Consider the following 14,540-nt stretch of genomic DNA (forward strand, 5'->3'; position numbering starts at 1 on the left):
AGTCTGATTTTATAATAACGACACTCGTGCCCTTTACATAGATAAAATTTTTTTAGACAAATCGCTAGTTTTTAATTGCAAATTTATAAGTAAAGAATTAAAATTGAATTAGATAAAAATTGATAAAAGGTGAAGAAAAGATGAAGAAAAAAAGGTAGATTAAAAATAGGTTTCTTGCATAAATTGCGAGTTTGTAGAGTGTGGGAGGTGATACCATGAAAACGAGAGTTCATAAATCACATAGATTTCTCTATCTTTGGGTGATTATTTGTATGCTTTTTCCACAAATGTTCACATTTATCCTCAAACCAATGGATATTTTCGCCAATGAAAATGAGCCATTAGAAGTAACAAACAACTCAAACGGAGCGTTTTCGATTACAGGCAGTCAACTTCAAGTCGACCTCAACGGCGACGGAAACTATACCAATGTATCCAACGGCAGTGAAGTAGCAGAAAATGCAAATGTTCGTTTGACGATTAATTGGTCGTTGGCAGATGATTTAAATGTAAGCATTCTCTCGAATCCTACGGTGTTAGAAAATTTACCAAGTTGTTTTTACGTGCCAGCGACTGGTATGACGGGAGTTATCAAAGGACAAGGCAATCTTTCCAATGTTACATTTGCCACCTATACCATTTCAAGTGATCACAAGATTGAAATTCATTGGAATGTCAATGTGCTAAATTATGACGGTATCGCAGGGAAACTCTCCATTCAAACGCAATTCCGTTTTGAAAATAGTGATGAAGATGTCGTGATTGACTTGAGCCAAGTCGGAGGAGATGAAATCGTCATTCACTCGAAAGAGGACGGTGAGGCAAAAATTCAGAAAAAAGGCTTGGAGTACAACAAAGACACTGGGGAAATGACATGGGAAATTAAGGTAAATGACGGAAGTAGCGGACATCAAGCATTGAGCAACGTTGTCATTTACGACACATTTGGCAATAACCAAGATTTTGTTCGTGCCACACTTTACAAAAAAGAAAAAAATGAAAACGATTGGAGCGAGTTAGAAAGTAGCAATTATACGCAAGAAGTCACAAATGGGGAAGTCTCATGGACGATTTTGCCAAAAAATACGCTAAAATCTACCGCCTATAAAGTCGTGGTCAAAACGCATATTACAGATGATGATGTGACCAAGATAAGAAACAAAGCAAGTTTTACAAGCAAACAAAATGAGAGCAAAGAAGAAGTCGAAGGCGAATTTGACCTTGTGCATAGTGAGTTTTCAAAAGAGATAGACAAACAAAATGGCACAGAGAAAATCGAATATTTCCTAAGTAACGGCACGCCTAGCACAAAGAGTGATTACGACTATGCACTCATTTATTGGACGATAAAAGTGTACTATCCGATTGACTTTAGCAAAAATAATCCAATCGAAGATATGCTCACCATTAGCCCAAGTGAGGCAGGTACTCACAAATACGTGACAAGCTCTGTTGTGATTAATGCTTGTGACAATCAAAGTGCCGCACAGAAAAACTTTACGGTTAGCTTTGCAAATAGTGATACGAAAATGACCATAACACCACCTGTTGCACCAAACTATGCAAGACGTGGGTATGAAATAAAATACGTTTCAAAATTCACGAAAACGCAAGCTCAAAGTTGGTACAATGGCAAAACGATTCACCTAGGAAACCAAGCGACTTACGCAGATTTTAGCGATCAAGACGGAGGCTACATTACACCGACAACGGATTTTGGTGTGACGAAAAATGGCGTAAATAGTAATTCTGAAAAACAAACAATGGCTTGGCGGATTAATTACAATACGCAAGGGGTGAACAATGTAAAAAATGGCAAAATCATTGACAACTATATTGTGTATCGTGAAGATTTGATGAACTCACATCCAGATGAATTAAATAGTATTTTTTACAACAAATACAAATGGATATATTTTAAACGTGAATTAATCGAAGATACGCTTGTCGTGAAACTTGTACCTTCAAACACTGTTTTAAGACGTGGGATTGATTATACGTTGAGCTATAAAAACTTAGATGATGAACATTTGCTTTTGCCAGACGGTAGTACGCTTTATAGCGGACTTGACTTCAAGAGTGGCTTTGTCATTGAATTCTTAGGAAGTTATAAAGAAAGTCTCAGCAGTCAAGTAGAAGTTACCTTTGAAACAAAAGAGCATATTATGGAAAACAAAGGGTATCTTCGTTCTTGGGATATGACAAATGAGGAAATTAATGATTGGAAAGATAGTCTCGGGCTATGGTGGCAAGAGGGTGAAATCTATAAATGGCAAGGTGCGGATAAGTTTTATGATTTTACTTATGACAGTACGCACAATGATCCATACAATCCGTTCCTTAACCCAGATTTACATTCGTTCAATGGTGTAGAAGGTCGGTGGGGAGAAAATGGTGAGTTTTCTCAAAGAGATGTAGGAATCACGTGGTTTTCATGGCTTGATATGTATAACGACAGTAATGGGGTAAAACAAGCAGTCTTACTCCCAGCAGGACGAGATTTATCCTCTTGGGAAACACTTCGGCTTGGTCAATCAGATAGCGGATATAAAGCCTCACTCAAATTGTTCTACTACCTCAAATACAATGGTGGGTATATTTCTGCGGATCAATCAGACGTTGAGGGGATTTATAAAGGATTTTCAAGTGAGGATAGCTCTGTTATTGCAAATGGTTACACGAAAAAACCAGTCGTAGCGTTCACCACAACGTTCAATCCATTCCACTCTACTTTGCCAGCAGGAACGGTATTCACAGACGACCTTTCTCATCTGGAAGTAGGAGAGGTGGAAGAAACGACATTTGAGTTGATAAAAAATAGTATCCGCATTTATGAAAGCAAAGAAGTTTCAGACAATGGTCGCAACTATCTTCACACAAATGGCACGGAACAAAAAGACCCTGCCAATACGATTTTCAAAGAGGGGATAGATTACGAAATTGACTACAACGAAGAGACAAAATTGCTCAAAATCAATTTTTTGAAAACACATGACAAAACGCTCAACATTGTTTTCTTGATGAGTTTGTCTCATGAAACAGCTTATTCAAAAGACCCATTGTTGAACGGAAAATTTCAAAACACAGCGAAACTTACCACTCCGAATCAAAGCGACATGACAGCCTCAACAGGTGAAGTGCAATTTGATAGAAATGGTTCACTTTACACAAAAACCATGACTGCAGGAGAGGGAGAAGAGAGCAATCTAGGCTTTTATACGGTCGTTGTCAATCCAAATAATTTCAAATTCCAGCAGTTGCTCGTAAGTGATGCGACAGATAAGACGGCGATGAGCTTGATTAAAGGAGCAGACGGCGAGCCGATTTTGAAAGTTTATGAGGGAGTTAGAGATGTGACAGGTCAACTCATCAAAGGGAAATTGTTGACGGCTGGAGTAGACTATTTGCAAATTCCGTCACATATTATAGCGACTATGGGAGGGAATCATGGAGATTATACTCTTCCAGATGAATACGGAAAAATCATTCGCTACTGGGATTTTAATCAGTTAGATGTCAATGGTAGACCGAAAATAGTAGAAGACGATTTTCATACACTTGCAGATATTCCAGCAAATTTAGCATGGGATTATGGTGGGTCATATAGTCCAATTGCTGGTCAATTCAACGCAGACACATTGCTCAATATGACTAGTCGCCCAAGAGAGCCTTGGCAAATTCTCTTTGGTGAAAACCGTGCGTACACAAATGAAGAACCACGAGATGACCGTACGTTTATCATTGACTACGCAGTGAAAATAGACGGGGATAAATTGCCAGCAGGAGACAATCATTTGTACAACTATCTCGGTATAAACTTGCGAGATGCTGAAGAGGCAAAAGTTGGCGGACAAGTAGAAAAACCGTGGTCTGAAAGTAGTGGCGAGGGAAGTGGGTACAATCATGAGTTGACGTTTGCGAAGAAAAACGCAAAAGGTGATTTATTAGCAGGTGCCTCTTTCATGTTAGAGAAGAAAATGGGAGACACGTGGCAATCCATTTACCCAACCAATGCACTTGGTGCCTTTGATGTGAATGAGACAATCACACGTGCAGGATTAACCAACGGGCTTTATCGCTTGGTTGAGCTAAAAGCTCCAGTCGGTTATCAAAAATTGAGTGAGCCAATTTACTTCAGACAAATGTCGCTTGAGGAAATGCCGAATTTCTACACAACTGATGAAGTGGGCAACGCAAAAGAGAACTCCTTTGCAAGTTTTAGCACGGAGAATGGGGAATTTACCCTAAACGTGCAAAACGATTACGAAAAACGTCCGCTTACGATTGAAAAAACGTGGGATTTCACTAATGACAATATTCTTGTCAATGAGGACGATTTAGAGTTTTACGTGGTGAAAGTAGATGTACTTCGAGAAGTGGAAACCTCACTTGGCACGTTTACACTTGATAGAAAAATCGCCTCACTTGAGTTGACACATGAAAACTCCTTTAAGGAAGTAATCGAAAATCTTCCAGTCAAGACAGATGACGGGGTGCTTTATCGCTACGTGGCAAAAGAAGTAGACATTATCGACAGCCGAAATGGCAAGTCCATTCTTGTGAATTTCACAACAGAGGGAATGTTGGATAATTTGCTTGACGAAAACCACGACCTATTTGACACCGACAATCGACTGGTGACAGATAGCAACGGCAATTTCTTGATTGGGTTGAAAAATGTTCTCACACCGAAAAGCGAGGACGATTATGTCAAAGTTGGCTTTGAAAAATTCTTCATCGCCACACCAGACAACTATGTAAGCCACATTACACTAGAATTGTTCCGCAAAACAGAAGAAAGTGGCTATCACTATATCCAAACGATTACCTTGAACAAGGAAAACAGTTGGAAGTGGGCAAGTGGTTTACTCAGTAAAAAGGATGTAAATGGTATGGAGTATCAATATTTCATCAAAGAAACAGCAGTATATGATAAGGACGAAAACAATATCATGGATGAGTTTTTATCAAGTGCTGAGGATTATACAGCTTTAACTTCAGTTAGTTTTGAAGTGGACGAAGAAACATTCAAAAGCGAATATCTCGACGTTTACAATACGTATCAACGAAGTTTATTCCTCCCAGAAACAGGAGGCAATGGCTTGAAGTGGATAATGGTTGCGACAAGTATCATGCTTGCGTTGTCCGTTGTATTGTATCGCTTGCGGAAATGGATAAGGCTAAGTGAAGTACGACTCAAAAGATGAAAGTAGCGGAAATTGACGGAAATGTATAGGGGCATAGGCTTTATGCCCCGATACATAACACAAAGATAGCGTAGAAGGTGGTATGGAGTTCTAAACTCCTGCCCCTTGTAGCTAGAATAAGGAGGGCGTTTATTATGAATAACCAACAAAAAAAATTAGGACTTGTGAGCGTTGTGGCGGTATGTTTATTCATGGCAATGATTTTTTTGCCAACGAAAACTTTTGCCGATGTTGCCTTTGAAATTCACAAAGTCGAAAATGCGTCAGCACCGAATTATGACAACAATGGATATGAAGAGCCAAGCGGTTTAGATGTTTCAAAACCAATGGCAGGTGCAAAATTTACCGTGGTGGACTTGACAAGTGATTTTTATGGTAGTTATATGCAAACGTATTTGGACGCACACAGCGGAGCAAAAAGAGCGGAAGTGTATGAAGCATATGTAGCAATGTTGAAACTAGAAAACAACACAGAAATTAAAGCTCGTGGGAGTGTCGTAGGTAGTGAAAGTGGTCCAACAGAACCAGAACATGGAGTGGTTACAATCCCTAACATTCCAGAAACAAGTGGCGGAAAAGATGCAATTTATGCAGTGCTAGAAACTACACCACCACCAAACAATATTAGTGTTGAAGAATGGGAAACCGCAACAATGGTCGTTGGTAGCGTGCCAACCATTGTCGCACTTCCAATGTATGGAGATGACGGAACAACGAAACTTGAAACGATTAAATTATATCCGAAAAATGAAGTGGGGGGAATTGAGAAGGTTTTAGGTGACGGTACTGAAAACTCTCCTTACAAAAATGTGCAAATTGGCAAAGGAATATATTATACGATTAAATTCAAAGTGCCAAATGATGTTGGAACAAAATTAGCAAATGGGCATTATAAATATAGAATAATAGATGTGGTTGATATTCCGGGGGTTGGGCTTACAGTTGATAGGATGACAATTGAAAAGATTGAGGGAGAAAAAGGAACATGGATAGGGTCTCAAGCAAGAGATGATAACTACGCTGATTTTGATGTACTCTCATTCCCTGAGCTTTACTCTGAACCTTTGATTGGAAACGGGAGAGCAACAGCAGGATTTGTCTTTGAATACAATCCAGACAAAGTAACCTCACCTTCAGCTATTAAATGGGAAGACTTAGCAGGAGCAACGATTACTGTTTCTGTTGATGGGCATATTAACCATGAGGCAGATGTGAACGAATCAATCAAAAATAAAACACGTTATAGCGTATGGCAAGATGACGATACAGTCATTGTTCCGGGGGAAGACGAAGTAGAAAGTTTTACGCAGATGTATAAATTTAAAAAGAACGATAGCGTAACAGGTGCTCCCCTTGCAGGTGCAACATTTAAAATAAGTGTGTTAAATGAGGTAGGTGGCGAGGAAGAACTTAGTTTTGTAGAGGAAACAGCTGGAGTTTACCACGTGGCAGACTCAACTGAAAGCGGCGTACCAACGCTTTCTGTAAATGAAAATGGTGAGTTGATAATCAAAGGACTAGATGCAGATGTCACTTACACAATAACTGAAACAAATGCCCCAGCTGGTTATCGTTTAGATACTACACCAATCGAGTTTAGACCAATGACAAAAGAACAACTAGAATTTCAAAGTTATGATCGTTTTGGAGAGTTATCTGAATCTGGCAATTATGTGGACGGTTTCCACAACATCTACAACGTCTCCGAAACAGTTCTCCCAACCACAGGGGGCAAAGGATTCATTGTATTCACTGTCGCAAGTCTCTCTCTACTTGGCATTTCAGCAGTATTCTTCATGATGAAACGCAAAGTAAAAGCACTCGCAAAAGTGGAAGATGAAAACAAATAAATAATAAAGAGGGGGGATTCCCCCTCATACATAAGAATTATCGTAGAGCTAAAAAGGAGTGAGACCATGAAATTAAAGCCAACCACTTATAAAAAATTAGAATTTCTCCTCACTCTCGGCTTTGTGCTAACGCTTGCTGGTGCCGTTGGGATATTTTCCTATCCTCACGTGATGAATGCGTTAAACGACAGAATGGTGGACGAAATTCTCACCAACAAACACGTAGAGGAGAAAACGGCAGAGAAGTTAAGCGAGCAGATGAAACAACGGCAAGAAGTTGCCAGACAAAAAGCACTTCAAGACCCGTATTCTGCTGAAAGTTTGCATGAACTCTCTTATGACCCGATTACGATACCTATTTATGCCAAGCACGTTATCGGTGAAATTTACCTCCCCACAATCAAACATTCGCTCCCGATTTTTGACAATAGTAGCGAACAATTTTTACAGCGTGGGGCAACGTGGTTAGCAACGAGTAGCGATTTGACAGGAGGTGTCGGAAAACACTCGATTGTTGCAGGACACTCTGGTATTCCGCACGCACGACTTTTCAACGAAGTACCGAAACTAAAAGTTGGCGACTTGATTTTATACAAAATCGCAAACGAATACTACGCCTACAAAATTTTCGAGCAAAAAAAAGTCACACCAGACCAATCGCAAAAAGTATTGCTTGATAAAAATAGAGATTTAACGACACTTGTAACGTGTGTGCCAATTGGTATCAATAGCCACCGACTACTCATCACAGGGGAGAGAGTCCCATTTACCCCAACCATGATGAAAGAAATCGAAAACATTCAGCAAGAAAAAAAGAAAACCGACACGAGAATTTTTCTATTATTGGGTAGCGGGTGTGTGTTGTTGATTATTGTACTATTCCTCGTTATCAGGAACTATCGAAAAGGAAGGGGGGAAAGAAAATGAAACGAATGAAAAAAATCTGGGTGATAGGACTATTTTTCACACTCTCGCTATTTTTCGGCAATCTATTTGCCAAAGCAGACACGACAGAAGTGACGGTTTTCACGAAATCACTAGCAGGTGAAGTGATGAGCGGAGTGAAAATGACTGTCTATGACGTAACAGACTTTCTCACGGGTGAAGAAACCGCAGAGGAACTGGAGAAATTGGTCACGCCAGAAGTCGAAGTAGCAACGCTTATCACAGATGAAAACGGAAGAGCGACGGTTCAGCTAGAAAACTTGAACGACCGAAGAAGTGCAGGGTATCTCTTTACCCAAGAGAAAAGTGGTAATGTAACGGAGGCATTGCAATCCGTTTTGCTCACACTCCCTGCTCACAACGAGGAGGGCAGACAAGTCTCAAGAGTTGAACTTTATCCGAAAGCCTACCCGCTCGCCTATTCGGCTCATTTTTACAAGCACGGCTTATCTGGTGCGACGTTTGAGGACATTGGAGCGTTAGAGGGTGCGATATTTGTCCTCTCAAAAGACGAGGGAAACAGGACGCTCTACCTTGAGGAAAGCACGGACGGCAACCTTACTTGGACGGACGAGTTTAAGGGGGAAATGGATCCATTCTGGGCGGAATTGCTCGGCGACACGTTTAACGATTACGCTGGTAGCAAGGAAAATTTCAACCAATCTCTCGCATTTTTCACAAGCGACACCAACGGTCGAGTTTCCACAGGCGACTACAAACTCCCAGCTGGAACGTATATGTTTCGAGAAGTCGAGGCTCCCGAAGATTTTCGTATTCTCTTTGACGATTTCGGTGGGGTAGAAGTAACGATTCCAGAAAATCCAAATGAGGAAATTCTCATTTCTATCATGGACGAAAATGGCGACATTCAGACGTTTTCCGAAGATGAGGCGATTTATTACAATACAGACGGCGAATTGCCAGAAACCGAGGGCGAAGAAGACTCGCCAGAGGACGACAGAGAATTGCCACCAATCGAGGACGAAACCATTCCACCGAAACAAGACGAGAACACTCCTCCGAAACTAGCGGACACCTACAACGAAACACCTCGCATGGTAAATGAGGACGAGCCACGAGGATTCCTACCAGACACAGGTGAGCTTGGCAGTATTCTCCTTTGTATCTCAGGAGTTTTCATGTGTTTCTTATATTTCATCAGTAGAGAAAAGAAGAAAAAATAGCGTTAAATCAACACTTTGTAGAGGGAAAGCTACAAAGTGTTTTTTATAAAATGACAAGATTCCGCTTTCATTAAAAAATTTTAATTTGTTTGAACTCGAACTGGGTATTTTAACCAAATGAGAAATTAATGAGTATAATTAAAATATAAGGTTTAGGAAAGAAAACTTTTCTAATAAAAAAGACAATGTAGGCAGACAGATAACTGTCTGGAAAACAAAGAAAAGCTCCTCGGAGCTAGACAATAATAAGGAGGATATTACCATGAACAAGAAGATTATTGGAAGTGTTGCAAACGTTTTAATTCTTGCACCACTCGTACTCACAGTTGCTACGTCACCAGTATCTGCAAACATTACAGATGATAGTCCAGAAAATGGTTTTACACGTGTCAATATACATAAATTAGTGTATAAAGACGGTGAAACACCAGCATTTCCAGAAATCACACCAACTTCTGACGGTCAAGATTACGACATTCCGTCAAGTGTAATGGATAAATTTAATTACTTGGCAGGGGCTGGGTTTACAGTCTTTGATGTAAGTAGCTATTACTATGGATTACGTGAAGGATGTACGGATAACGGACAACCGAATACAGGTGTAGATAATGATGATAATCACCCGCTCTCAGCACTCGATGGCGGACTTAAAGCTGGAGAAGGTATATCAGCTGCTGCGGCTTATGCACAGACAGTTGCTTATTTCCAAAAATTCCCAGCTAGTCTAATCGCAAACTACTATGAACAAGTAGACGCAGGAAATGACAGAGGTGATCTAGTTTCAGAACTTACAGGTAGCAAAACAGGTGTGCAGAATGGAACAATCAATGGCGACAGTGGTACAGGTCTAGCACGTTTGGAATTACCAACGAAAAGTGAAGGTCACGAAGGTGAAGGTCACGAAGGGGCAGTTTACGCAATCTATGAAACAACTAGCCCAGAAGGCATGGCGATTACAAGTGCCGTTCCAACGATTATTGCCTTGCCAATTACTAAAGATAATGGCACAGTCATGCATAAAATTTACATCTATCCAAAAAACCAAAAAGCTCAGTTGTATAAGACGTTAAGAGCAATTTCTAATGGCTATACTTATACTGGAGAACCTCAAGATGAACCAATCAATGAAGTGAAAAAAGTATCCGTAGGCGACACACTTACTTATACGATTGACTTCCCAATCCCAGCAGATATTGCAGATTCAAAATATGCAAGTGGTTTAAATGTTTGGGATGATATACCATATGGTTTTGTTTATATGGAGTCTCAGGTTTCTAACGGTTTAACCCCTACTATAAATGATGGAAAATATAAAGATTACGCATTTACAACTGATATTACAGCTGATAATGGTCACTTTAAAGATGCTGAAGATGTGCAATGGCACTTCTCACAATCTGCTTTACTTTCTTTTGCAGGTCAAAGTGTAACGATTACTTTACAAGTGAAAGGAAATACAACAATGCAATTAGATACACCGCTTGAAAATATCGCATACTACAAAGCAGATACGACACAACTTACGGACAACACAACGAAAGTTGCAACAGGTGCTTACCAATTTATCAAAATTGACGGAGATTCTTTGACTCCATTAACTGGTGCGAAGTTTAATATTTACAATAGTGCTGGCGAAAAATTAAGTTTTAGAAATGACGGTGAAGGGGTATATATATATGCACCAGAAACTGCGATAGATGCTGACAATTATACACCAATAGATAGAGAAACAGACATTGAAGTGGATTTTGACGGTTTGTTAATTATTAAAGGTCTTGCAAGCGGTACTTACAAATACGCCGAAATTGTTGCACCAGACGGCTATGTCAATCCGTTAGAAACTTTTGCCTCAGGACATGAATTTGTGATTACCACAGCAGGAGTTGATGCGGGGATTACAAAATTTAATTCTACATTGGCAAATAGTAACGTTGCAGGAGATTTACTTGGTGAAGAAGAAGGAGACTTCCACCACGACATTCTAAACTACCACAAAGGAACACTTCCAAGTACAGGTGGAAAAGGAATTGTCATCATGTTAGCCGTAGGGATCACAGGAATGGCATTCGTAGCATTCCTATGGAAACGCAACAATAAAGACGGAGACGAGACTGAAGCGTAAAGAATAGCAAAGAAAAGCAATCCTCCCGAGTATCATAGCAGACAGATTTTCTCTACTATGATACTCGTTACATAAGGGCACCTCTAAAAACTCGCACTTATCCTAAATTGCTAGTTTTCCGATTTTCTTCGTCAGTCTCCTCAACCTATGAACCACATAGCTTTCGTCGATTTCCTCGAAAATCTAAAAACTAGCTAATTTAGTCTTAAGCGGAGTTTTTAGAGGAGCCCATAAAAAACTCATAGAAAGGGTGAATAAGTGATGAAAAACACAATCAAGCAAACCAAACAATCAATCACAAACTTAACACTTGCACTTCTATTATTATTGGCAACGGTAAGTGAACTTACAACTTTCACCTTATCCCCAATTTCTGTGAGTGCAGTGGAATTGACCGATAAAAACCCAGTTTCTTACGTTATCCATGACGCAAGCGACAGTGGCAACGGCCCATTTTCTGTAAGTGAGGTCAACGTCAAAACACAAAGTGACGGCACAAAATACGGCTCAATTAGCCTAAAATACCCAAGTGGTACGCTTGACATTCAAATGCCTGCAACTTCTTGGAAACGGAAAGACAGCCTAAATGGAGGCTACACGAGCATTTCCTTTATGGAAACGAATGCCACAGCTGAAAATGTCCGCACGTTTCTCTCTGGTATCACCTTTACAAAGAAAACTCCAGAGGCTGTCGTGTACGGAAAATTCAGCGTAACACTCAATAAAACCAGTATCTCAAACTTCGTAGACAGCCAAGGAGTAAACCACTACTATGAAAAAATAGATAAAACATCTTCAATCAACTGGTATGAAGCATATAACGAGGCAAAAACAAAAACTTATAACGGAATGAAAGGTTATCTTGCGACGATTACAAGTGCCGAAGAACAAGACTATATTTACTATTCTGTTGCCAAAACGACAGGTTGGTTAGGAGGTACACGTGCGAGAAAAACAGCAGGTGGCGAAAAAATCGCAGATGAGGACACTGCAAGTGTTCCAACTTCTCCTTATGATACCCGTAATAACAAATGGTACTGGGCAAGTGGTCCAGAGGGAAAAAATCACAAAAATGATGACGGAAATGTCTTTTTCTCCGCAGCAACGTTTGCCACCTACTCAAACCAAACAGATGCCAATCCAAAAGTAGCAGGAGAGTTGTTTGACTTCTTCCAAAGGAAAAATCAGCCAATGTATCGAACTTCTGGAACTGGGACGATTTACGCAACCCCAAAAAATCCCAACGACCCTAACGACCCTGAGAGAACGCTAATAACCATGGAACAAGTTGCAACAGGTAAGGCAGAACCAAATGGCACGACGAGCGAGGGATATTTACAATTTGCGTATAGTGACATTGCTCCGTGGAATGATTTTGCTTATAATAATACAAATATAAAAACTTACTATGTAGAATACGGCGGGTACGATAAATTAGCAGAAGACGAGCTAATGGCGGAAAACGCTATGGTAAAATCTGTTTCATTTAGCCCGGGGGAATCTGATTTCTCTAATACAGACGATTTTGCACTTTTGGGCAACGAGGGAGACGGTTTGCCAGAAAACACTCGCTTTATCCTAAGAAAACAGCTCGACCACTCAGGTGCGATTGAAAACGCAGGTTTGCCAGACAGAGAGTTGCAAGGAACGCTTGACGGTGTAACGTTTGAGGCGTATCACGTGGAAAGTCGGTTCTATCAACTTCGCAAAAAAACTGTTGCAGACGTGATAAATGGCGATATGAGTAATCTTTCTCCAGAATTGCGTAGTCATTCTACGAGTGAGAGAATGACGGTTGAAATGGCAACGAAACAAATTTCTTATGAATATTCACAAGGAAAATTGACACTTGGCAACTTAGCGAAAACGTTCTTGCCAACAGGTAGCACCATTACGCAAGACGGACATTCTGCAAAAGAAGTCGGCACGACATTTGCCGATTTGCCAACGAAATACCAAGGAAAAAATGCGGTGTATCTCATTGTAGAAAAGAAAATTGACACAATGAACAGCGAAAACGCACTTGTGAACAACAACGTGTTCAAATATGAACAACCACTTGTTGCCGCTCTTCCTGCTTTCACAGAGGACGGTGTGCCAATGGATATTGTCTACCTCTATCCAAAAGACTATACAAGTCAAATCAAAAAAGAAGTAATAACTCGCCCAAACAATCCGTCAACGGACTACGCTTTCGGTGAGGTGATTACCTTTAAAATCACCGTACCAGTACCAGAAGACATCAACGCACAAGTCTGGGACGGCGAAAACTACATTAGCAAATATACCAAACTAGAAATCAAAGACACACCAGAATTGACAGAAAACGGAGCAGACCACATCACACTTGATGAAATTACAAGCGTAACAGCAGAAGGTGCGGAGCTAAGCGGGATTACGGCGACAGTAGACCACTCTGGCATTACCAGTGCTTTGATTACTATACCAAACACGAGTTTTGCACAATTAGAAGGGAAAACGTCAATCGAAGTTATTTTGACAGGACACATTCCTTACACATTGGACAACGGACAATTTTATTTGAACAATGCTGATTATCTCGTAGATATTGCTCTTTCAGATAGCGACTTCCAAGCTCATGATGACACAAAAAACATGGTCATTGGTACAGGTCAGTTTACCATTGAAAAAATTGACGGCGACTCTAAAATGCCACTAGAAAACGTACCATTCCTTGTAAAACGGAAAAACGAACAAGACGAAGTAATTTATTTGAAATTCGTTGGCACAGGAAGTGAAAAACATCCAACATGGGTGACAAGTGAAGAAGACGCAGAAATTTTCCGCACAGACGAAAACGGAGAAATTCACATTATCGGTGTGGAACTTGACAACGACTATGAAATCAAAGAACTTCAAGCACCAGACGGCTATTTGCTAGGTGAAATGCCCAACGCTTTTGCGGTGACTAATATTGACCACACAGAAGTCGTTGAAAACTTCCACAAAGGATTCCTACCGTCAACAGGTGGCATGGGAACATTGATTTTCATGATAATCGGACTAAGCGGTATGGCACTCATATTCTTAATTTACAAACATAAAAATGAAGAAAATGAGCATAATTTTGAAATTGACTAGCTGACGTGGTAAAATAGTGTTTCGGCTATGTAGTCGACAGTTACGAAGTGAAATTGCAGAAAACAAGTTTTTGCGATTTCACCAAGTGCAATCGAAGAAAAGACTTCGAGTGGACGAAAGTTCCCGAGTG

General features: G+C 40.2%; 6 protein-coding genes. All 6 read left to right on the forward strand.

Going from position 1 to position 14,540, the window contains the following annotated elements; all coding sequences use genetic code 11:
- The first annotated feature begins 215 nt into the window (after window positions 1–215).
- Complete coding sequence (locus tag B5D30_RS00920) at window positions 216–5,207, forward strand: SpaA isopeptide-forming pilin-related protein (RefSeq protein WP_078806151.1); 4,992 nt, start codon at window positions 216–218, stop codon at window positions 5,205–5,207.
- Window positions 5,208–5,341: 134 nt separating this feature from the next.
- On the forward strand, window positions 5,342–7,057 hold the full coding sequence (locus B5D30_RS00925; protein WP_078806152.1) for a SpaH/EbpB family LPXTG-anchored major pilin: 1,716 nt from the start codon (window positions 5,342–5,344) through the stop codon (window positions 7,055–7,057).
- Window positions 7,058–7,123: 66 nt separating this feature from the next.
- Window positions 7,124–7,984: a class C sortase gene (locus tag B5D30_RS00930; protein ID WP_078806153.1), complete on the forward strand. Its 861-nt coding sequence runs from the start codon at window positions 7,124–7,126 to the stop codon at window positions 7,982–7,984.
- Complete coding sequence (locus tag B5D30_RS00935; RefSeq protein WP_078806154.1) at window positions 7,981–9,186, forward strand: pilin N-terminal domain-containing protein; 1,206 nt, start codon at window positions 7,981–7,983, stop codon at window positions 9,184–9,186. The genes B5D30_RS00930 and B5D30_RS00935 overlap by 4 nt, the downstream gene beginning before the upstream one ends.
- 262 nt (window positions 9,187–9,448) lie before the next feature.
- Complete coding sequence (locus B5D30_RS00940) at window positions 9,449–11,308, forward strand: SpaH/EbpB family LPXTG-anchored major pilin (protein ID WP_078806155.1); 1,860 nt, start codon at window positions 9,449–9,451, stop codon at window positions 11,306–11,308.
- Window positions 11,309–11,569: 261 nt separating this feature from the next.
- A complete protein-coding gene (locus B5D30_RS00945; RefSeq protein WP_078806156.1) occupies window positions 11,570–14,410 on the forward strand; it encodes a SpaA isopeptide-forming pilin-related protein in 2,841 nt (946 codons plus the stop codon).
- Window positions 14,411–14,540: the final 130 nt, after the last annotated feature.

It is taken from the genome of Pilibacter termitis, from assembly GCF_900167335.1.
GTDB classification, from domain to species: Bacteria; Bacillota; Bacilli; order Lactobacillales; family Streptococcaceae; genus Pilibacter; species Pilibacter termitis.